At 33.3% G+C, this 23967-nt stretch carries 19 protein-coding genes; 13 read left to right on the top strand and 6 right to left on the bottom strand.

Features of this window, described 5'->3' with window-relative positions:
• Positions 1-36: 36 nt before the first annotated feature.
• Both ACRBBL_RS05855 and ACRBBL_RS05850 read right to left on the bottom strand, forming a co-directional pair.
• Entirely contained in the window at positions 37-1902 is a 1866-nt protein-coding gene (locus ACRBBL_RS05855) for an endonuclease (RefSeq protein WP_431368089.1), read from the bottom strand.
• Positions 1903-1933: 31 nt separating this feature from the next.
• Positions 1934-3139 (bottom strand): RsmB/NOP family class I SAM-dependent RNA methyltransferase, encoded by a 1206-nt coding sequence (locus ACRBBL_RS05850; RefSeq protein ID WP_431368088.1) that lies wholly within the window; start codon positions 3137-3139, stop codon positions 1934-1936.
• Between the two features lie 76 nt (positions 3140-3215).
• Between ACRBBL_RS05850 and ACRBBL_RS05845 the strand changes: the two genes are divergently transcribed.
• From ACRBBL_RS05845 to ACRBBL_RS05810, 8 genes are all read left to right on the top strand, one after another.
• Complete coding sequence (locus ACRBBL_RS05845; protein ID WP_431368087.1) at positions 3216-3794, top strand: RNA polymerase sigma factor; 579 nt, start codon at positions 3216-3218, stop codon at positions 3792-3794.
• 38 nt (positions 3795-3832) lie between these two features.
• On the top strand, positions 3833-4147 hold the full coding sequence (locus tag ACRBBL_RS05840; protein ID WP_431368086.1) for a hypothetical protein: 315 nt from the start codon (positions 3833-3835) through the stop codon (positions 4145-4147).
• Positions 4148-4161: 14 nt separating this feature from the next.
• Positions 4162-4617: a Spy/CpxP family protein refolding chaperone gene (locus ACRBBL_RS05835; protein ID WP_431368085.1), complete on the top strand. Its 456-nt coding sequence runs from the start codon at positions 4162-4164 to the stop codon at positions 4615-4617.
• Between the two features lie 48 nt (positions 4618-4665).
• Positions 4666-5607: a hypothetical protein gene (locus tag ACRBBL_RS05830; RefSeq protein WP_431368084.1), complete on the top strand. Its 942-nt coding sequence runs from the start codon at positions 4666-4668 to the stop codon at positions 5605-5607.
• 111 nt (positions 5608-5718) lie between these two features.
• Positions 5719-6903 carry a YHYH protein gene (locus tag ACRBBL_RS05825; protein WP_431368083.1) on the top strand — a complete coding sequence of 395 codons (1185 nt, stop codon included), beginning with the start codon at positions 5719-5721 and terminating at the stop codon, positions 6901-6903.
• A 111-nt stretch (positions 6904-7014) separates the two neighbouring features.
• Positions 7015-7827, top strand: coding sequence for a YHYH protein (locus ACRBBL_RS05820; RefSeq protein WP_431368082.1), 813 nt, complete (start codon positions 7015-7017; stop codon positions 7825-7827).
• Positions 7769-8422 (top strand): toxin-antitoxin system YwqK family antitoxin, encoded by a 654-nt coding sequence (locus ACRBBL_RS05815; RefSeq protein ID WP_431368081.1) that lies wholly within the window; start codon positions 7769-7771, stop codon positions 8420-8422. Before ACRBBL_RS05820 ends, ACRBBL_RS05815 begins: the two co-directional genes overlap by 59 nt.
• Positions 8400-9071: an SCO family protein gene (locus tag ACRBBL_RS05810; RefSeq protein WP_431368080.1), complete on the top strand. Its 672-nt coding sequence runs from the start codon at positions 8400-8402 to the stop codon at positions 9069-9071. The genes ACRBBL_RS05815 and ACRBBL_RS05810 overlap by 23 nt, the downstream gene beginning before the upstream one ends.
• Before the next feature lie 72 nt (positions 9072-9143).
• On the opposite strand, the gene ACRBBL_RS05805 is transcribed toward ACRBBL_RS05810, so the two are convergent.
• Positions 9144-9907: class I SAM-dependent methyltransferase (locus ACRBBL_RS05805; RefSeq protein WP_431368079.1), on the bottom strand; the 764-nt coding region annotated here is incomplete at its 3' end.
• Positions 9908-9918: 11 nt separating this feature from the next.
• On the bottom strand, positions 9919-12972 hold the full coding sequence (locus ACRBBL_RS05800; RefSeq protein ID WP_431368078.1) for a protein O-mannosyl-transferase family: 3054 nt from the start codon (positions 12970-12972) through the stop codon (positions 9919-9921).
• 213 nt (positions 12973-13185) lie between these two features.
• Between ACRBBL_RS05800 and ACRBBL_RS05795 the strand changes: the two genes are divergently transcribed.
• The 5 genes from ACRBBL_RS05795 (at position 13186) to ACRBBL_RS05775 (ending at position 20011) form a co-directional block, all read left to right on the top strand.
• Positions 13186-15960: a T9SS type A sorting domain-containing protein gene (locus ACRBBL_RS05795; protein WP_431368077.1), complete on the top strand. Its 2775-nt coding sequence runs from the start codon at positions 13186-13188 to the stop codon at positions 15958-15960.
• 166 nt (positions 15961-16126) lie between these two features.
• Positions 16127-17140 (top strand): hypothetical protein, encoded by a 1014-nt coding sequence (locus ACRBBL_RS05790; protein WP_431368076.1) that lies wholly within the window; start codon positions 16127-16129, stop codon positions 17138-17140.
• Positions 17141-17142: 2 nt separating this feature from the next.
• On the top strand, positions 17143-18207 hold the full coding sequence (locus ACRBBL_RS05785; RefSeq protein ID WP_431368075.1) for a WD40/YVTN/BNR-like repeat-containing protein: 1065 nt from the start codon (positions 17143-17145) through the stop codon (positions 18205-18207).
• A 70-nt stretch (positions 18208-18277) separates the two neighbouring features.
• Positions 18278-19207: a hypothetical protein gene (locus ACRBBL_RS05780; protein WP_431368074.1), complete on the top strand. Its 930-nt coding sequence runs from the start codon at positions 18278-18280 to the stop codon at positions 19205-19207.
• Positions 19208-19294: 87 nt separating this feature from the next.
• Positions 19295-20011 carry a hypothetical protein gene (locus tag ACRBBL_RS05775; RefSeq protein WP_431368073.1) on the top strand — a complete coding sequence of 239 codons (717 nt, stop codon included), beginning with the start codon at positions 19295-19297 and terminating at the stop codon, positions 20009-20011.
• A 386-nt stretch (positions 20012-20397) separates the two neighbouring features.
• On the opposite strand, the gene ACRBBL_RS05770 is transcribed toward ACRBBL_RS05775, so the two are convergent.
• A complete protein-coding gene (locus ACRBBL_RS05770) occupies positions 20398-21066 on the bottom strand; it encodes a T9SS type A sorting domain-containing protein (RefSeq protein ID WP_431368072.1) in 669 nt (222 codons plus the stop codon).
• Between the two features lie 210 nt (positions 21067-21276).
• Positions 21277-23967 (bottom strand): hypothetical protein (locus tag ACRBBL_RS05765; RefSeq protein ID WP_431368071.1); only part of this gene is annotated, 2691 nt, incomplete at its 5' end.

The raw sequence follows: 23967 nt of genomic DNA, 5'->3' as shown, positions 1-23967 counted from the left end.
ATAAATAATGTCGCTTTTTATAAATTACGAATACTATTATTGCTTAATTAACTTTTTGTTAATTGTCTGATTTCCAATTTTTAATTGTAAGATGTACATTCCTTGTTGCAATCCTTGAACGTTAATTTCGTTTGATGGATTCGTTTGATTGATAACTTGCTTTCCTGTAATATCATAAATACGAACAGAAGAAATTTCAACATTGTTTTTTGTGTTAATGTATACACTATTTCCATTTGTTGGGTTTGGATATACTTGAAAAGCATCAGCTTCAAAAGTTTCAACACTTAAAGTTTGTGTATGCATTCCTAAATTATCACAAGTATTAGAAGCAGATGCATCCCACTCACCAATTGTAAAGATTGTATTTCCAGTATCGATACTCGGTTTTCTAACCAAAGTGGTATTACTAGCGTACGTAGTTCCATCGCCAAGCGTTCCTAAAATATCTATTAATACATCGTTTTTGAACAATCCGATAGCGTCATTTCCGTTGAATCCAGTGATAGCATCATTAGAATCATCAACAACACCTGTACAAACAGCTAAACCAGTATTTCCAATTACATATACATCACCATCAGTAATCATTGCTCCCATAGGGAAAGTATAAGTTGAATTCCAAGTAGCATTTCCGTTAGTACTAATTTTTAGAGTATACACATTTCCAACTTCATTTAAATCGACTGTTGCGCCTGAATAGTTTGCAATTTCTAGAGCTTTGTTAAAAGAACTTCCTTCCATATATTCTGAAATATACAAATTAGAACCATTTCCACCGCCTCCGCCGCCGTTAGCGAGTGTCGTTCCATCAACTCCAGTAGATTGTGCAGAAGTGTTTCCTTGTGCATCTTTTGCCAATACGGTAAACGTATATGTTGTAGAAGCAAGTAAACCACTTACTGTTGCTGTTGTTCCTGCTACAGTTTGATCGAACGTTCCATCTACGAATACATCGTACCCAGTAACACCTATATTATCTGTAGAAGCAGTCCAAGAAACATTTATACTACTACTTGTTTCATTACTCACCATCACATTCATTGGTACGGTTGGATCTTCTGTATCAGTTCCAAAAATTCCCCAACGATCTTCTGCAGGAGTTCCACCCCAAATTTGTGTTGCCAAACGAGGATTATCAATAAATGGATTACGATTTCCTTGTGCAGTTGCGTTAAAAATATCTTCGTGGTATGTATTACGAGCATCTTCAAGTGCAGAAACAGGATCGGCAGCATTCCAATCTAATAACAAATTAATCATGTTTGAATCGATAGCATTTGTAGTTCCATTTGCTACTAAATTCGGTGCACATTGATTTCCATAACGAATGTACATGTACATAACTATTCTAGCTACATCGCCACGCCAGTCTGGTCCGCCTTGAGTAGCATCACCAGGATACCAAAAAGCTCCAACAGTTCCTGAGTTCCCTGAACCAGCAGAAAACAAACGACTTCCGCGTTGTCCATTACGTTGTACATCGGTAGGACGTAAATTGTGTGCATCACTATATGGAGGTCCATTTGTTGTATTAGCATCTAAATCAGGACTAGCCAATGAATTTGGAAATGTATGTTCTCTATTCCAATCTCCTACATTTCCTCCGTTGTCATTAATACCTCTATATAAATCATTTGTAACGTCGCCATCACTTCCATTTTCCCATCCGTACAATAATGTTACATTGCTGGTATTATTTGGATCTATATCAGTAACCATAATAGCATCCCAAATTTCAGAATATGATAATGAATTTGAGTGTGTGTTAATTACTTTTGTTGCCAATGCATCGCGCAATTGTGTTCCTGTCAAAGTAAGATTTACATCATTATAATACGATTGCTGTGCAATAGCAGAAAATGATATCAATCCTATTAAAAAAAGTAGTGTTTTTTTCATTGTAATAATATATTGAAATAAATTTAGGGTTCTATTTTCGTTCTAGCAAGGCCATATAAAAACCATCGAAACCAGATTCAGATGCCAATAGTTTTTTATCTTCTACAAGTGTAAAATCTTCATTAGAAGCTAAGAATTTCTCCACTTGTTCTTGATTTTCAGACGGTAAGATAGAACAAGTAGCATAGACTAATTTTCCACCCGATTTTACCATGCGCGAATAGCGTTGTAAAATGTCCTGTTGTGTATTTTTTACTTTTTCTAAAAATTCAGGTTGAATTTTCCACTTTGCATCAGGGTTTCTACGTAAAACGCCCAATCCAGAGCAAGGAGCATCAATCAATACACGATCGGCTTTGTCATATAATTTTTTAATCACTTTCGTGGAAGTAATCACGCGAGTTTCAATATTGTGCGCACCATTTCGTCGTGCTCTACGTTTTAGTTCACGTAACTTTCCTTCGTAAATATCTAAAGAAATTAAATTTCCTTTATTTTCCATCAAAGCAGCTAAGTGCAACGATTTTCCTCCAGCACCAGCACAGGCATCAACTACTTTCATTCCTGGTTTTACATCTAAAAACTCAGAAACTAATTGCGAATTTGCATCTTGTACTTCAAAGAAACCATTTTTAAATGCTTCGTTTCTAAAAATATTAGCACGCTCTTTTAAACGCAATGCTACGGGATGACCTTTTATTCCCTCCGTTTCATTGTCAAAAGTAGCAAGTAATGCTTGTAATTTTTCTTTTGTAGTTCGTAAGGTATTTGTTCTAAGAATTACGTCGGCCTGTTTGTTTAAAGCATTGATTTCTTTCGTCCAAACATCTTCACCTAACTCTTCAACACCTAATTCATCTAACCAATCAGGAATAGATTCTTTAATTTTTCTGATTTTAGAAAGTTCGTCAAAACGACCTTTTATTCTACGTGTTGGTGTACCAGCTAACTGATTCCAATCGGGTAATTCAATACCTCTTAAAGTTGCCCAAACAGCAAAAATACGCCATAAGTTTTCGCGAGAATAATTCTCTTTAATATCCGCTACTTCTGCGTACAAACGTTTCCAACGAACAATTTCATAGGTAGTTTCGGCAACAAACTTACGATCGCGACTTCCCCAACGGGCGTCACGTTTTAGTAACTTTTCAACTACTTTGTCGGCATAAGCTCCTTCATTAAATATTAAGTTTAATCCGTCAATAACGGAAAAAACTAAATTTCTGTGTAATCGCATCTAATTCAAATTAAAGCGCAAAGGTATTGTTTTATGTTTATATTTTTTACTTTATTTATATAATCAAATAAAATCATTGAGCGAAACTACTTTTATAAAAGATTTACAAGCAGGAAATCGAGCAGCATATAGTCGTCTTTTAGAAGAATATGAGCAGCGCGTTTTTCATACCTGTTTGTCTTTTGTACCTAATAAGGAAGATGCTGAAGATGTAGCACAGGAAGTGTTTGTAGAAGTATTTCGATCGATTCATAAGTTTAAAGGAAATTCGAAATTGTCCACTTGGATTTATAGAATTTCTACGAATAAATCATTGGAGTTTATCCGAAAGAAAAATACCAAAAAACGTTTTGCGTTTATGCAATCTATTTTTGGAAATGAAATACCGCTAGATAAAACATCGTATTTCACAGAAATGAATCATCCAGGGATTTTGTTAGAGAATAAAGAAAAAAGCGAAACTATATTTAGAGCTATTCATCAATTGCCAGAAGCACAACGTATTGTGTTTACCTTGCATAAAATTGATGGTTTAAGTTATAAAGAAGTAGGTGAAATTACAGAGAAAAGTGTTTCATCTGTAGAGTCATTAATGTTTCGCGCTAAGAAGAATTTACAGAAAATATTAGCCAATTTTTATAAAAATGAAAACTAGCGCAAGTTTTTTTAAAAAATGGCATCTAATAAAGAGTTATGCAGACACCAAAAGACATAGAGAAAAATATTGAAGCTACATTTAACGTTCTAGATACGATGAATGAAGTAAAGGTTTCTCCTTTCTTTAAAGATAAAACCATGCAACGGTTATTTTCGGAGAAAAAAGAAACAATTCCAACTGGATTTAGTTGGTTTACACCAAAATTACAATTGGCAACTTTAGTTTGTGTATTGTTAGTCAATGTTTTTGGAATATATCAAATGACCAAAACTGAATATGATACTAACATATCAAATTTTGCTACGATGTATGAACTGGGCGAAGATTCGAAACCTTCATTATTTAATTAAACAAGCAGACGGCGATGAAAAAAAATACTTTATTATACATTTTATTGGTCTTTCTTGTAGTGATGAATGGCTTTTTTATGTTTAAAATCTTTGGAGATAAACCGCCAAAAGGAGGAAACCCAGGAAAGTTTATTGCGAAAGAGCTACAGTTTGATGAAGCACAAATGAAGAGTTTTAGGGAAATGAATGATGCACATCATGAAGCTATGATGAAAGTTTCTCGTGAAATCAAAGGGTTAAAAGATCAATTGTTTGCCGAAATTTCTGAGACAACTACGAATGAAGCCAAAGTAAATGATATTACGCGTCGTATTGGTGAAAAAGAACAAGAAAAGGACTTAAAAACGTTCTATCACTTTAAAGAAGTTCAAAAAATATGTACCGACGAACAACGCACACGTTTTAATATACTAGTGCAAAATGCATTGAAGCGTCACGGTAGACCTGGAATGAGAAAGCCAAGAAAATAAAAAGAATAAAACTAATTTTAATAATCAATAGCTACCAAAACTTAATCAATGAATGAAGAAGAAGCGAAGGATATAATCAAAAAATTTGTTTTAGAAAACTTTGATGATAGATGGAGTACAGTTCCGCTATTTTTTGAAGAATTTCCAGATTTCTTTAAGTTTAGTGTCAACTCTAAAATGTATGTAGCATCTCACGATTTTGGTGACAGTTTTGTAGGTTTGGGAGCTTCCTTTATAAGTAAAAAATACAGAGAAATTGTTCAATATGGTTCTGCAGAATTCAAAACAAAAGAAGACTTTTTAAAAACTGAACACAAATTAAATGTAGTTAGAACGAAATATAAGATTGATCGTGCCGATTATTTTTATAAAGTAGCAATTCAAAGTATAATAGACGAAGAGAAAGCTTTCAAATATATTGATGGAGTTTGGGTATATTCTGGCGGACCAACTTTCAAAGAAATGAAAAGTCAGACTAATTTTGAATTTTCTTCCATCAATTACTTTGGTTTGCTCAATTTGCTTTACTTCAATGTTATAGATCCTTTTTGTGAAATTTTATATGAAAAAAAGATTATAAAAGGACACGATGATAAATGGTTGAGACCTTATTTTTCCTCTAATGCCTATGATTCCAAAGACACACTTTTTCAAAACTACATGTTTACTACTGTAACAAAATGCTATCCAACATTTGAAATTGATAAATGCTACAGTGCACACGTTACAGAGACTTGTGGTGTAGAAAAATTATACCAATATCTACCAATTGCAGGTTTTAGGTTTTATGGAAAAGACGACCAAACAGGCTTCGTTGGCTACTTAGACTATTGTAAAGATAAAATATATCAAAAAATAAGAGACAAGGAACTATCATTTGAATATGTTGAAGGGAAAGATCTATTGTTTTTCTTATTCATAAACTCAAAAACTCCATTTTGTAAAATAATAATGGAAAGAATTCCTGATGAATTAAATAAAGAGCTGTAAGGCAAAATCTACCACTTCAATTAAAGTCTGATTAAAAATAATTTATAACACAGGACAAGTTTTTCTAAAAGAACACATCTAAGTAAAAAAACAAGATGAAATTCTTTTAGTATGCACTATAAAATCACACCTATTTTTCTACTCTTTGCGTTTGTAACATTCGCACAAGAAACAACTACAAATACCTTTTCGGTAACCGATGGGTATGAATGTACCGAAATGGTAAGGTACAAAAGTGAAGTTTCCGTTACAAAACAAGGAAAGTACCGAGTTATCAAATCGAACGCAATTCCACAGCACGCTACAGGAGCTTTTCCAAATGCAGGAAACCCGAATACGATTTCTCCTCAAAGTAAAACTTATAAAGTCGCTTTACGACCAAAACAAAACAAAAAGCTAACCTCTGTATATAGTGAAGGAATGTTAGGACAGGGAAGGCCTGAATACGTTTTTGGTGTTGCTATTAATGGCGTAAAGATGGAACCAACTGCAATGGAATTCTTTGTAAACCCAAACACACGTCAAATGAACATGGCTTGGTCTAAAGAAGCACTAAGTACAAATGTCGATTTAGGAGACGATTGTAACAATGCACATGTGCAACCAACGGGTGAATATCACTATCACGGAACACCTTGGGGAATTATAAAACAAGCAAAAGAAAACAGTATGTCCATAATTGGTTGGGCAGCAGATGGTTTTCCGATTTATTATAAATATGGATATGCTTCTGATGATAGCAATGAATTGATTGAATTGACTTCAAGTTATAAACTACGAAATGGAAATCGTCCTGGCGATGGAATTTCAGCACCAAATGGAAGGTATGATGGAACGTATGTACGCGATTTTGAATATGTAGAAGGACATGGAGATTTGGATGAAGCCAACGGACGTTATGGGAAAACTCCCGAATTCCCTGATGGAACGTACTATTATGTCATCACTGATAGCTTTCCATCCTTACCACGATTTTTTGTAGGAACACCAAACAAAAGTTTTAAAGTTGGTGGCGGAATGCGTGGCGGACCTAACGGTTTTCCTGGAAGAAACGGCGGAAGAAATAATAGAGAACGTCCAAATGTAGCACAGATTATGGAACACATGGATAAAAATGGCGATGGTAAACTTAGCAAAAAAGAAGTCAAAGGTCCATTGCAACGCGATTTTTCAAAAGTAGATGCAAATGACGATGGATTTATCACGAAAGATGAACTTGAAAACGCTCCAAAACCACAAGGGAGACAAGGTGGACAGCGTGGCGGACAACGAGGACAACGTGGAGGACGACAATAACGATACGAATTTAAGTGATTTTGAAAAAAAATATTGAGCACGTTTTGACAAAAAAAAACTAAGAAGTTACGTGCTTCTATTAAGATAAATAATAATTTAATACCTAACAACATGAACAGAAAACCTTTTACAATGCTACTTTTGGTAGTAGTTTCAGTAGTTTTTATAATTGCTTGCGGAAGTGATGATGATGCCACAACCACAACGCCAACTGATGATGGAGGAAGTACCGCTACTTTGCATGATGCTTTTAACGAATTTGATACAGATAATGTCACTATAATGTTGAACGGTACAAACGTTGAAATAGAAACCAATGGAAGACCAAATCATACATCTCCATATTGGTCAAGTACTACAACCAGACCAGGAACACCAGCAGTAGCAGAAAATCATCCATTATTTGTAGCACCAACAGTAACAGCTTATGATGATATGGCACCAGGAAATATTGATGATTTTAACGGATCGTATTCACTAACAGTTTCAGCAAGTCCAACTTTGGCTTCAAATTCTAGTGCCACAGGTTTAGGCGCTATAGGAATTGCGGTTTCTGGAGCTGTAATTTATAATGATCAAGAAGGTCCAAATGTGCCTATTGATAGTGCATTGCCTTCTTTAGATTATACCGCAGCGCATACAGGACCACAAAGTTACCATTATCACTTAGAGCCTAAAGCATGGTCGGATGATGATGAAAAATTGATTGGAATTATTGCTGATGGATTTTTCTTGTATGGACGTAAATGTAATTCAACAGGAACGTATCCTACAGATTTAGATGCTTCAGGTGGACATGAAAGCACTACGCAACATACGACTGAAACAGAATATCACTATCACATACAAAATGAACTTTATTTGAATGCGTATTATATCTTATTTCCAGGAAACTATCAAGGAACAGCAAGCAACATACAGTAGTCTTTTAATTTTTCTTGGGATGCTCCTTTTGTTGGTTTCTTGCCAGCAAAAATCTCAAGGAAAGGAAACTGTTGCCGAAGTAACTTCCCCAAACGCTTCGGTAGTTGTTTCTAAAGATTTGCTTACACTGAAACAAAATATTGGATTGTATTATTTTAAAAATGAATTGTTTACAGGTGTTTTGGAGGATACATACAACAATGGAGTCATAGCAGAGCAAACACTGTACGTAGAAGGAAAACGTAACGGATTACGTCAAAAGTGGTTTCCAAATGGTTTGTTAAGTTTTGAAGCCAACTATGTCAAAGGAAAGCAACACGGAACTTCTAAAACGTGGTGGAAAAATGGAAATTTGCGTTCTATTTCAAATCATACACATGGAGTTGTAAATGGAATTCAAGAACAATGGTATAAAACGGGCGAAAAATTAAAACGACTCATTATTGTTAATGGAAAAGAAGAAGGTTTGCAGCAAGCATGGCGTAAAAATGGAAAATTATATAACAATTATGAAGCAAAAAACGGACGAATTTTTGGTTTAAAACGATCAGGACTGTGTTATGAATTACAAAATGAAATTGTACAGACAAAATAATATATTGCTATTGACAATCAGTTGTTTATTGTTAATTAGTTGCAGTCAAAAGACAGAAGGTAAATTGGGAAGTCGCGTAGCAAGTTTACCATATTATCAAGAAGCATCTTTTACGCCCTATTGGTTTGAAAAAGGAACAACTGCACAAAAGACGTTTCATCAAATTCCTGCGTTTCGTTTCACAAATCAGGAAGGAAAAACAATTACAGAAACTACATTCAAAGATAAAATTTATATCACAGATTTCTTTTTTACGACGTGCCCAGGAATTTGTCCAAAAATGACTGCCAATATGGATATTTTACAGCAAGAATTTAAAGATGACGATGAGGTCTTGCTTTTATCACATTCGGTAACTCCAGAAATGGATTCAGTTCCAGTCTTAAAAGCCTATGCAAAAAATAAAGGAATTGACAGTAAAAAATGGCACTTAGTAACTGGCGAACGCTCTCAAATTTACGACTTAGGTCGAAACTACTATTTTGTAGAAGAAGATTTAGGAGAAACCAAAACCGACGACGATTTTTTACACACGGAAAACTTTGTTTTAATCGATAAGAACAGACAAATTAGAGGAATATACAACGGCTTAAATAAAACGGCTGTTCAACAATTAATTGCGGATATTAAGACACTGCAATTGGAGTAGAGATTGGTTTTATGATTTTTAAAAGCTTCGCAGATAATTTTGTGGAGCTTTTTTTTGCTAAATACTAAAANNGTAAGCGTGCAAAAGAAATCTAGCGTTGCCTCTGAATGTTCAGCTAGAGAATAATCAGCTAACGTAATGCTATTGACTAAATCAGGGTTTTTATTCAGCAATTTTTTTCTATTCATACGATTGGCAATTTCATAAGGAATTTGCAACAACCAAGAAGGAATTTTATGTTCTAACTTAAAAATATCATAGCGTAAAAAGCGTGCTACAGATTTCTTGTTTTTTTCGTAATAAGCAGTTGTTTTTGCATTTCCTTGTATTCCTTGAATTGTATACTGTTCAAAAATATTCTTAAATAAACCTTCCAAATCTTCAAACGTATACTCTTTATAGTGCCAAGGATTTCTAGCAATAGTTTTCAACGCATTTGGTGTAGAAATATAAGCTTTTCCATTTGGTTTTAATACGCGACGAATTTCTTTTAAATATAAGGAGGCATCTTTAATATGTTCAATTACTTGAAAAGAAACTATCACATCAAAACTATTTGATTTTAGTTGTGTTAATGGCGGAATTTTTTCCTGAATAATAGTTGTGTTTGGATATTTATTATTGATTAAATCTGCGGTATATGGCGATTTATCAATTAAAGTCAATTGGGCAGCGTTTTTATACAACAATTCCACTCCATATCCTTCGCCACAACCTATTTCGAGTACATTTCCATGAATATGTGGTGCTACCAAATGATATGCTTTTAGTGTCCGTTGAAACAGCGGATTATCGGATATGATTTTTGAGGAAGTAACTTCGGTTGAAAATAACATACTTAGGGGAATTAATATGGCCAATTTCGTTTTTGCCAAGTTGAAAAAGCGGTATCAAACTCACGAAACATTTGTTCGCTTATCGGAGCATTTTGAATGCCGCTTGGGAATTGTTGCATCATCTGATAATACATGTTTTTTAAGCGATATGCATGACGTAAATTAATGATTGGATATGGCGGATTAAAAGAAACCATCCATTGCAATTCGTCCCAAATATTTTTCATGGCAGTTTTACAAATCTCAGTTCCTTGTTGTGCATTTCCAGCACGGACATACAATCTTCCAATTGCATATGCATATTGCTCGTATGGAATTGTTTTGTTAGGGAAAAGAGTTGTGCATTTATCTAAGACTTCTATAGCTTTTTTAGTTTGTCCTTCTTCCAACAACGCTTGCGCAAGGAAATAATAGTTTTGACGCAAAATTTCACGCGCATAAGTTGTATTTTCATCACGAATAAATCCTGAATCACCATCTAGACCTTCAAACTGTACTTTATTTATGATATACGGATACATCATATCCGTAGCTACAATTTTTGGATTTAATTGCGGATTTTTTCGCTGAATAGGCGCTAAAACATTTACCAAACCATGTTGAATTAAGTAAGGTTCCAAACTAATTTGATGACGTTTTTTTCCATTGCTAACAAAACAAATAGGACGTTCATTGATGTTGTTCATCAAAATATTCATCAAAACAATTTCATTTAATCCATAGAATTTTTTTGCATGGTTCCAAGTAATAGCGGAAGTATAAGAAGCATTTAGTTTTTGAGGATCAAATAGCTTTTTGATGCGTGTTGTATCAATTGGAATTGAAAATGTTGTTGATGGAATATAGTGTCGCATACGACCATTCCAATTAATTCGTGTATCATCTTTCTTTAAAAACTCAAACAAAATAGGCAGTACAGCAGCATCTTTTGTTTCTTCTTGTAGTGGAATTAATTTTTCAACACCACTTACATAGAAATCATGATTGAGATTCAATTTAAGAGGTTTTGAGTCGTAATACACTTTCTTTAAATTGTTAATATGTGTCTCAATATTTAGTTGATCATAATTGATGACACGAATATCTGTACGATAACCTTCTACTTGCTGTAAATACCAAAGTGGAAATGTCATATTATCTCCATTGGTAATTAAAATAGATTGTGGCGGACAAGCATCTAAGTAGGCTTTTCCAAAATTATAAGCAAAATTATCATGTCCGCGTTGGTGATTGTCCCAACCTTTGGCTAAAAGTTGTATTGGAGCAGCTAAAAGTACCAGTGTAGCAACAATACCAATACGTGCCTTTTGATTTTTAACTGCTTGTAATGCTTGTGCTAAGAATATAACAGAAAGTCCAACCCAAAGTGCAAAAATGACAAATGACCCAATAAAAATATAATCGCGTTCACGAATCAAAATACTTGAAGGTACAGGATTCACATAAATAGTAATTCCGATGCCAAACGTTAGAAATAGGAGCAAAGTTGTCCAAAAATAGTGTTTGTGTTTTCGCAAGGCAATAATACCCAAAATACCTAGAATAAATGGTAAAAAGTAATACGCATCATTTCCTTTATGATTTTTATAATGTTCAGGCATCAAAGAAGTATCTCCAACACGACTTTTATCAATAGCATTGATACCGCTTATCCAATTTCCATCTTTAATATAACCTAAACCATGATGATCGTTTTGTCTTCCGATAAAATTCCAGAATAAATAGCGAGCATTCAACCAAACTATTTGATAATTGATAAAAAAGCTAATATTTTCTGTAAAAGTTGGTTTATTAATGGTCACCATTTCTCCTTGTACAGGATAGTTAATAGGTTCTCCAAAAATAGGTGTCCAAGCTTTGTACTTTTCGGCATCACCTTTATCAAACATTCGAGGGAAAAACATGGTGAATTCATCAGAATAATTTACTTCTTTAAATTTACCATCATGTACCATTTCGTATTTCTCTGAATTGGAATTATAAGAGTAAGCAGGTTTTCCATCAATAAAACCTACATCTTTGTCTAAAGGAGCATTAAAAACAGGTCCTTTAAGCAATGGGATTGCGGAAATGCCAAATTGTTCTGCACGGACATATTGTAGCATTTTATTACTATTTTTTAGACTTTCTGCAACTAACGTATTTACTTCAGATCGTTGAATTGACATAAAAAATGAACTCATTCCAATCAAGAAGAAAACAATTCCTAATACTGTATGATGAAGTGTTATTTTTTGTCGCTTTCGCGAGAATAATAATGCAAGACTAAGTAGCATTGAAATCAATATAAGCATGATGATAACTCCACTATTCAAAGACATTTGAAACGAATTTACCAACCAAACATCTAAGGAATTTGCTAGTTTGATACTTCCCTGTACTACAAATCCATAGATAAAAAAGAAAGCAATACAACCAAGTAAAATGGCGATTATAAAACTCTTAATTGTCAGTCCAAACTTTTTGTGTGCAATTAAAATAGAAAGTGGAATAACAATCGCTATCAAAATCAAGTGTACTCCAGTAGAAATTCCTAAAAGAAAGGCAAAAAAGAAAAGTAATTTAACTTCTTTTCTTTTATCTAAAGTTCGTTCCCATAATAATAGTATATGAATCATTCCTGTCATCAAAGCAAATGATAAAGTATAGACTTCTGCTTCGGTAGCAGCAGTCCAAAAACTATCTGAAAAAGCAAGTGTCAATGCAGCTGTAATTCCAGAAAGTAATACAAGTATAGGTTCAAGTTTATTTTTTGTTGCAGAAAGTATGCGTTCTGCAATATTTATAGTGATTCTAAATAGCAGTGTAATTGTCAATGCTCCAAAAAAGGCAGAAATTAAATTAGTAATGAGTGCAGCTTTGGTTGCAGGAAAAAATGACAACACAACTTTACACAAAATAGTGTAAAAAGGTGCGCCTGGTGGGTGCGATGCTTGGAGTGTATAATTACTAGTGATAAATTCAGAACTATCCCAGAAAGCAATGGTGTTTGGAGCTGAAATTGCATAGACTAAAAATACGAATACAAAGAGTATCCAACTACTAATTTTTTTAGTTTTTTGCATGTAGGGTTAGGTTAATTTTCAGTGCAATATAAAAGAATTATTCAATCTAAAAACTACCAATTGTGAATAAAATAGAACAGTTGACACATATTTTGAAGAAACAGGTGTATTTACGGATATATCTTAATAGTTAGTTAATTATATTTGAATATATGTTAAATTTTTATTTAGTATATTTGAAATACCATAAAATAAACTAACAACAATTCTATTATGAGAAAACAATTACCCCTCGTTATTGTGTTCGTAATTAGTCTGTTATGTGTAACAGGCATGCAAGCACAAACGTTAAATGAGACCATGGGGACTGGTTCGGGAGTTTCCATTAGTTCTGGAGACTTTAACACATTCTACGGAGACAGTACAGGTAGTTTCATTACTTCAGGATCTAGAGTAACACTATTTGGTTACAGTGCTGGACGAAGTGTTACAACAAGTGAACTTGTCGCTATTGGATATCTAGCTGGATATTCTAACACTACTGGTTTTGATAACACATTCATGGGTTATGAAGCTGGTCGTTTGACAACCACAGGTGGAGATAACACTTTTATCGGAGCTGAATCTGGAGAAAATAACACGACTGGTTATGATAACACATTCGTCGGTGAAGAGTCTGGAGCAAACAACACAACTGGTTACGAAAACACCTTCATTGGAGAAGATGCAGGTTTTAGTAACACCACTGGTTACAAACAAACATTCGTAGGTAACGAAGTGGGTATTTCATCTGATGTAGGATATAGAAACACTGGTATTGGTAGTGAGTCTATGAGTGACGTTGATGATGGTCACCACAACACGGGAGTTGGAGATTCTGCTGCCATTGATATTGGAGATGGTATTTACAATACAATGGTTGGTGCCGCTGCAGGTGTAGCTACAGAATGGGCAGATTATAACACATTCATTGGAGCACAAGCAGGTTGGGATAACAACCGTACAAATAATACTTCAAATGCAAACCATAATACATACGTAGGTTTTTCTACTGGTTTTTCAAACAGAGAAGGGCAATATAATGTTGGTATGGGATCTTTAGCAGATTTTGATAACACAAATCGTTCTAACGCCGTGTTTTATGGGTACGACATTACTGTAAGTAATAATAATGTTATGGGATTTGGTAACAGAGCATTTATCGATGGACAATATTCAATTTCTTTAGGACACGACCATGATGTTAGAGGACAAAATTCTGTGATGATGGGATATTTAGGAAACATGGGTACGCTAGCTGATTACTCAGTTGGTATTGGTGATCGTGTGAATGTTGCAGAAAATGATGTGGTTGGTATTGGACGTGATGTAGATGTAGACAATCAGTTTGCAATTGCAATAGGTTCTACAACAATAGCACAAAATGATGGAGCCATTGTAATTGGATATACAGCTTCTTCTACTGATCCAAGTGCTTTAAATCCAACAAATAACATTGCTATTGGTAATGCTGCAAACGTACAAGGAACAAACGCTATTGCCATTGGTAATGCCGCAACTGCAGTAAATGACAATACGATGGTACTTGGTGGAAGTACAAATCCATTAAGTGTTGGTATCGGTACAGATACACCAAACGCAAATGCTTCGTTAGACTTAACAGGAACAGCAAAAGGTTTGCATTTAAACCGTATGACTACTGCTCAACGAACTGCATTTGGAAGTTCTTTAGGAGCAACGGATGAAGGTATGGTTGTATATGATACTGAAACAGATAATTCATTCTATTGGGATGGAACACAGTGGAAAGGTATGATGGACACTGATACAGATACACAAGATTTATCATTGGTTACAAATACATTAAGTTTAACAGATGGTGGATCAGTAGATTTATCTCCGTATTTAGACAATACAGATGCGCAAGCAATTTCAGTTGCAACAAACATATTAAGCATTACAGGAGATGCAGGAACAGTAGATTTATCTCCATATTTAGATAATACAGATTCGCAAGCAATTTCAGTTTCTAGTGACGTATTAAGTATTACTGGAGATGCTGGAACGGTAGATTTATCAGGATACTTAGACAATACAGATAGTCAAGAATTATCTGTAGCAGCAAACGTGTTAAGTATTTCTGGTGGTGCAACAACTATAGATTTATCAGGATATTTAGATAATACTGATGAGCAAGATTTATCTTTATCAGGAACAACCTTAAATATTTCTGGCGGAACAGGAGTAGATTTATCTCCATTACAAGATGGAACAGGAACAGATAGTCAAGCAATCTCAGTTTCTTCAGATATTTTAAGTATTACAGGAAGCGCAGGAACAGTTGATTTATCAGGATACTTAGACAACACAGATAGCCAAAACTTATCTTTGTCAGGATCTACCTTAAATATTAGTGGTGGAACTGGAGTCGATTTATCATCTCTTGCAGATGGAACTGGAACTGATTCTCAAGACTTATCATTAGCAGGAACAACTTTAAATATTTCTGGTGGAACTGGAGTTGATTTAGCTCCATTACAAGACGGAACAGGAACTGATGATCAAAACTTAACTTCTGCAACTTTATCAGGAAACACATTAACAGTTGCTATTGAAGGAGGAACTTCAGTAGATGTTGATTTATCTCCAGTATTATCTGCATTAGAAGCAGAAAATACAGCACAACAAGCACAAATTGATGATTTACTAACCAGAGTTGCTGCAATAGAAGTATGTGCATGTGATGGTACATTATCAATTGTTAATCCAGAAAATGCATCGAGAAGTGGCGCAATTTTATATCAAAATATTCCAAATCCGTTTAACGATACATCTTCAATCCGTTATTTCATTCCACAAGAATTAACAGGTGACGCTGCAATCGTTTTTGTAAATACTGCGGGACAAGTAATTTCTACAGTAGATTTACCACAAAAAGGAGATCAAGAATTAGATATCAATACTAGATCATTATCTTCTGGTATGTACTACTACACATTATATGTAGATGGTAAAAAAGTAGATACTAAGAAAATGATTATTGAATAACATACTAAGATTCAATTCTTAAATTCATAAGGAAAAGCTTCGTAGTCTACGAAGCTTTTTCTATTTTTAAGCATTACGGAAATGGTCTTAACAAACAAATACGTATCAATCGATATGATTGTTTGATGAATTCCATCGTACAGAACTAATCACAGAGAAATAACGAATGAAAACAGGAAGTATAGATCTTTTAAATACAGGGTTGATAGTCATATCTTTTCTACTGGCTTATTATTTGCCTTTTGAACTCTTTCTCTTTGCCTATGCTGTATTAGGACCATTACATTACTTAACGGAAATCAATTGGATTCGTGACAAACAATACTTTATAGCAAGCAAACTTTGGATCTATTTAGTCGTTATTGCGGCTTTATTGGTGTCATTTCCGCCGTTAGTGAAAGTGTTTGCAACAGAGGAATTTGCTAGGTCTGAAACAGCTTTGTTTATCATCAATACACTTCCGCCGTATTTTAACGGATGTTTGTTTATTGCTATCATAGCGGCAGTCGCTTTTACTGTATTTAAAAACAAACGACATCAGTATATCGCATTGACAATAGGATTTATTTTAGCAGTATTATTTCACTTTGTTCCTTTATATCATCTTATTGTAGGGATACTACTTCCAACGGTAATTCATGTGTATTTCTTTACCATCATGTTTATGTGGTATGGGAATTTAAAATCGAAAAGTCGTATAGGATACTTTAACATCATACTCATGTTTTTAGTACCTTTTTTAATCGTTTTACTGTCTGTAGATACGTTTGATTATATTTTAGGAATAGAAACGCAAATGATTTATGAGGACAATATATTTTATGTTTTAAATGCCAAACTTTCACAAGTTATAGGTTTAACCGATGGAACTACATTTTCGTTTACGGGCATCATATTTATAAAAATTCAAATCTTTATAGCTTTTGCATACACTTATCACTATCTAAATTGGTTCTCTAAAACATCTGTGATTGGCTGGCATAAAAAGCTTACACAAAAACGATCTATCATCATTATGGCATTGTGGATTGGTTCTGTAGCCTTGTATATGTACAATTATAAAATTGGATTTACCTTACTTTTATTCTTAAGTTTTGTGCATGTTTTTATGGAATTTCCACTGAATGTTATTTCTATAAGAGCTGTTGGTAAATCGTTCATTTCCTCTAAAAAATCTTAACTATGCGTTCTATTATTTCAATCTTTATAGTACTATTACTTTTTTCTTGTGGAACCTCAAAAAAAATAGAAGAGAAAAAAGTAGCACGAAAAGCAATCTCAACTGTGGAAATTGTGCCAATATTCAACGATTCAATTAGTATCAGAGCCATTGCAGTAACACCTACCAACGATTTGGTATACGGAGGAAATAAAACTACAATTGCACAGTACAACGCCAAAACAAAGCAACATACGAATCTGCTCAAAGGAAAAGTTTCAGATTCATTGAACATTAGTTTTCGTGCAGTAGCGCATGTCAATAACACTACGTTTGGAATTAGTATTGTAAATCCTGCGATGCTTTTTAAAATTTCTAAAGATGGAAAAGTAAAACTAGTGTACAAAGAAACACATGAAAAAGTATTTTATGACGCTATAGCGTTTTGGAATGCTAAAGAAGGAATTGCGATGGGCGATCCAACAGATGGTTGCATCAGTATCATTATTACGCGCGATGGCGGAAATACATGGCAGAAAGTTTCGTGTGATAATTTACCAAAAGCAAAAGAAGGAGAAGCTGCCTTTGCCGCGAGCAATACAAACATTGCTATTGTTGGTGATGAAACTTGGATTGCAACAGGAGGAAAGGCAAGTAGAATTCTATATTCTGCCGATAAAGGACAAACTTGGAAAGTGTACGAAACGCCAATTGTACAAGGAATTGAAACTACAGGAATGTATTCTGTTGATTTTTATGATTCGAAAAACGGATTTGCTATTGGTGGCGATTATACCAAAGCAGACGTAAATGAAGCTAACAAAATAAGAACTTCCGATGGAGGAAAAACATGGCAAGTAGTTGCCAAAAATTCAAATCCAGGCTATAGAAGCTGTGTGCAATACGTTCCAAATGGAAATGCAAAAGAATTAGTTGTAGTAGGTTTCAAAGGAATTGATTATTCCAACGACGCAGGAAACACATGGAAACATTTATCTGACAAAAGTTTTTATACCATTAAATTCATTAATGATTCTACAGCGTATGCGGCTGGACAAAATCGCATTGCGAAATTGTTGTTTAGGTAATTAATATTTACGTATAGAAAATAACAGGAATTCCTTTTATATATACGTTGTGATACATTAAAGAAAAATCGTGAATATATTTAAAATATTAGTTTCAATAATATTGATTAGTTCTTCCAATTTGAATGGACAAGAATTAAAAGGTGATTGGTTATTCAATAATCAGGAGGCTTTCATAATTGAAAATAATGGGAAAATTAAAAGCGACATTTTTGATTTTTTTAGTGAATATACAATATCAAATGACACACTAACGATCAAACATATTTATCCTAAATCGGAATGTTCAACTTTGGATGAAAACGGAAAAATTGTCATTATTCCCTGCCCTGACAATTCAATACCTGACTCTGAATACGAAATAATCAAATTCACTTCTGATAGTCTATTTCTTCGCCCAATTAACCGCTCAGCTATTGCTATTTCTGCTAGATTAAAGAACAGGCACTACGAGCAATCAAAAAAGATTGTTACCGATACTAATTACAAACCAGATTATTTTAAAACCATTAAATTGTATAATTCTAAAACTCTTTTTGAGGAAATAAATTGGTCAAGAATAAGAATTTCAAGTAAAAGTAATAGTTGGTTTCAAGAACATTATGAATATCTTGAAATAAATAGCGATGGAACTTTTAAAGCATTTAAGAAAGTGAAACCATTTGAAGGGGGAAAACCAAATAAAGAATATATTTCAAAAGTAATTTTTTACGAAGATATATTGTCTGAAAGTAAACTTAATGAATTGAATTCAAACTTGAACGAAAGTGGTTTTTTCCATTTCAATATTGACAGTATAGGATGGTCATCACATGGCTCTTTAATTAAAATCCAGGTTTTTGATAACAACAAAACTAAAACACATGTTGGATATGGATATCAGTATCCAAAATTTGCATTACCATTAATTAATGGATTATTAAATACTGTTAACGAAGAAGAAACAATTCAATCCAAAACGCAATTTGACATTCCGACCAATTTTATATATAATAAATAAAAAACGACACAACAACAACAACTAGACTGCATTAAAATACGGTTTAGCCAAAACGTTATGCCTAATTAGAAAGAAGACGAGATTTTAATGAGAAAAGAATTAGAATTTTTACAATCGGAACTCAATAAGAGTTATGATGAATTACTTAAAATAGAAAGCAATAAAATAACTATTGAACCTCTTTTTACGTTCGAATCTAATATTGAGTTAAAGCATAAAAATAGGAGTTGTAAAATTTACCCATTTGATAGTGGACAAATTCCAAAATACGTTTTTGAATGGGATGATTGCCCTATTTTTGAAATTTCAAGTACTAACCTTAAAAGACAAGGTGAAATAATAATCAATTGGGTACTAAAAAAATCAATGCCTTCAGTAATGAAGACGCATTTTTCCGAAATAGAACTTGGCGAACTAGCGAAATACTACGAAAAAGGAGAAGGAATCAAAGGTGAGTTCATTGAGAGCTGGAATTTAACAGAAGAAACTCGTAATAAATTATTTTCTATAGAACCTAATCAAGCTGATAAAGATGCAATTAGATTGATCAAAGAAATGAGAAATATCAAACTTGATGAATTATTGAGAATTGGAACACGATTATCTGTTCTTATTTTATCAAGAGCAAGGAGACATATTATAAATGATAATACACCTCATATAGGTATCGTTTTTTTAGGCAATAATCGAATGAAAATATATTCTAATTTGAATGATAAAAAGAAAAGTCTAGAGTGTGAAGTAAAATATGAAGGATATCTTGAGGGAATAATAAAAAAGATATTAAAAGAAAAAATAAAATAGACATAACAATTTGTATAATAAAAGCGCACCAACCAAGGAACATAGCTAACTGAAATGATTGAAAAAACCTATAAGGTGATATTTTGGATTTTTCTATCGGAATCAGTTTTGATTTTGCTAGGAATTAACTTGAATATGATTAGTTATGGTATTGATGTACAAACTCCATTTATGGCTATTGGAATATTTTTAGGACTGGTTATTGGAATGGGATTTAAATTTGCTCTGAAAAATTTCAATTCTAAATTCAGGCAGGTAATAGCAATAATTCTTTCTGTAATAATGCTATTTCTTTGCTTTTATTACATATTAGAGGATAAGTTTAAAATTATAATGTAAAATAATAAAACGCTTGTTAATAATGATAACCGTTGTAAAAACTTCAATCATTCAATAATCATTCGTTTAGTAACACTAGATGTTTCAGACTGTATTCTAATAAGATACATTCCAGAAGCAAGATTACGTAAGTTAATCTCTTTAGTATAAGTAAAATCTTTTAAAGGAATAATTTGTATATGTTTTCCTGTAAGATCAGTAATTGTTAAGTCTATTAAATTTTCTTCACCAGAATAGCTTAAAATAAATATGCTTTGGTTAGGGTTTGGATATATTCTTATGTGACGATTAAGTACATTATTATCTACACTTAACGTGCTACCTCCGATGGTTCCATCTCCGTCTAATGTCACTGAATTTATACAAGAAGGCGCTCCAGGTTGCATTGCATTTTGCCAAGTATCAATATTGGTGGAGTTTGGGTTAGCGGTATTATTGGTATTATAATAGTGTGTCTGTCCAGAAAATTGTATAGCCCATATACCTCCTAAAGTATTCGGATCCCAAAGAACAACTACGGTTGTTGCGCCACCATCTACTGTTGCGGTTGGTAGAAAATATGCAGGTTTACCATTTTGCATCGAATGGTAAGGTAAAATTAATGGATTTGGAGAAAAACAAGTTCCTCCTAGCTCTATGCTTGTTCCAGGTTGTGCTTTGATCCCAAATGGAAACAAGAAGAATCCCAATAAGATTATATAAAGTGCTGATTTCATGATTTGTTGGTTTAGTTATCTTGAACCAAAAGAGAATACCTAATGGTCGTTAGAAACGAAACTATTATTAAATCAATTACACTTTTTATTTTTTTTCTAGAAGTGCCTCTTTTTCTTCTAAAAGGTCTTTTTTAATCTTGACATTCTATGAAATTCACAATACGATATTACCGAACCCTTATCTTCAGGCATTAGTAAAACGAAAAGAACCTACAACTTCTCCAAAACATTTTTTACACGTTTATGTTCTAACATGTATTGCATAAATTCAAATGCAGGAATTGCCATTACACGACTCATTTCGGGTTCAATAATGGTAAATGTTTCTTTTGAACAACCTTTCATTAAATTCCAAATATCGTCATTATTTGCCTTTATTGTAGCTGCAATACTTTCTACACAATCAAGATCTTTTATCTTTTTTCCATAGATAGCGAGTACATCGTCCATGTCAAATTTATGCGGTAAGTAGATGTTTTCAAAAGTGAAATTATTGTGTTTCTTTTCCAAGAAATTTAATTTATCTTTTATATAACCTGGAAACATTTCGGTAGCGGCAACTGAATTTAAAATTGCAGAAAATTCATTGGATTTATTGATGATTCCACCATTGCAATTTGCCATAATAGAATCCATTACAGATTTTACATACGCCGATTTATCATTAATTATATTAATAAAAACAGTCTTTTTATCCTTTGCGGTAGCATCCAATTCATTAATTGCTTCATACAATTTAAAAGCAGACAACAAACCCGAATTTTCGTAAATACCACCATCATTAAATTGCCCTATGCCTTCAATAGTTGCAGCTGGACTAATTAAAGGAAATCGATTTGTAGTAGAAGCTGCATTGTAGAAACTCAGTGTTTCATCATTGCCTAAATCCAAAATATCATCTGCACCTAAATACAAAGCTGTTTTTGCATTGTCGTCTTCTAAAGGAATAGAGACTGCCATTCCTTGTCGCCCTTTAATATTGGTCGTATTACTAATTAGTATAGGAAAGTGTTGATTTCTTTTTTTGTACATATCATACCAAAACTGTCTGTATGAAGTTGACATAAATTCCTTTTTCGTAATATCGTTATTCACGTATTGTGCATACGTGTACATTGCTGCAGTAGAACGATCCATACCAATTAAGTTAATTGGCGCTAGCATGTGCAGAAACCAATCGCGTCCTAAAAGATGCGTTAAATCCATGGACAAAATATTCTCTGTACCAATTTTAGATATAATTGAATCGCGGAATTGTAAATTGTCATTTTCATGTTTAATGGCTGAATAATTTACCAAACCAATTGTTCCTCCAGAAGCACCTGATAAACAAACTGTTTTATCGTACAATGTGTTGTCTTTATCTAAGGCATTCAATACGGTCATTGTCCATGCATTGGCTTTCATTCCGCCTCCATAACAACCTATATAATAGCGAGTTTCAGGTAAATTTTTAATATACTTTCTTAAATTGATTGTATTCGAATCAACAGTTTCTTCAATTGGAGCTAAATCAAATAAATTATTGGCAGTACCTTCATTATGTCTTGATAAAAAATTTAGTACAACCAACACAAGCAAACCAACATACACTGTAAAGCGAAATTTTGATTTATTCTTTTTGGCAAAATCTTCTTCCGACAAATTGTAATACATAAAATGCTTTAAAATGATCACAATAACACCATACAACAAGAAAAAGGCAGATACAATAATAATAATTGCATTCACATGCATGGCAGCGGTTGGAACAATATTAATTGCCAGTAAAAATAACAAGTTGGCAACTCCAAAATAAGAGATCACTTTTAAAAAGATAATATTGTTACTTGCCGCGCCTAAACTCAAGTCACCAATTCTAAGTTTGGATAGTTTTTTATAGAGTTTACTTTGTCCAAAAAAATCATTCTTTTCAAACATTGTAATAACGGCTTGCTTTTTTTCTTCTTGCGAACGTGGATCTTTTTCATCATACATTAACGGGAAACTATTAATGACAGCATCATTTGCTGAATTGAAAAACGAATATTTAAATAAAGTTCTAAACGTTCTGTAATACGTATATGTAATTGCCTGAAATGTGATGCAAACTAAGCTTAAAATTACGGTGATGTAATTGTAAGGATGTGTAGACCATATTAATAAAAAGAACAGGGCTAAATGCGCGACTAAGGTTATAATTAGGAAAATTATGTACGTTGTAATAGGATTGTTGAGTTTTTGTTCTTTGGTTTTTACAACAGACAAATCGATCGCCGAATCGTTAGCTTCATCCAATCCGCTTTTATAATACAAACGCCATTTGTCTTTTTTATTTTTCAACACATATAGCCAAATAATCAAACTGATCAATAACAGCGGTACAAATCCACTCAATTCCGTGCCGAATCCAAAGTTAGTATCTGCCGTATAGGCAACCATATAAAATATTGCGGAATAAAAGAATACACCAATGACACGACGTAAAAAACTCAAATTACTCTCATAAGCAATGCTTTTTGGGTCGCTCTTTGTGTCTTTGTTTTTATACCATATAATTCCGAATATGCTAAAGATTTTAGACATTTTCCAATCTTTATCTTGAAATTTTCTATTGGATTTTGATAGAAAAAAATACGTCGGATAGTGTGAAAGTACAATGCAATATATAGGCGCAAATGCTAAAAGCAATACAAACACAAACCAAAATGGATGGTAATATAAATCTACAATAATCGAATTGAGCTGTGGTGCTTTTGGCAAGGAAAGTCCAATAATGAACAAGAACAATAAACTAATCCATGAAGACGATAGAAATTCTTTGAGCATTACCAATCGATTCTTTAATGAAAAGCGCATCCAAATCAGTAACACAGTAAGGAAGGTAATTCCATAAAAAACAATTTTAATAGTTGCTATGGT

The sequence above is a fragment of the Kordia sp. genome (genome assembly GCF_050633145.1).
Lineage (GTDB): Bacteria > Bacteroidota > Bacteroidia > Flavobacteriales > Flavobacteriaceae > Kordia.
The sequence above is the reverse complement of the archived record's forward strand: the minus strand, read 5'-3'. Positions and strand labels throughout refer to the sequence as shown.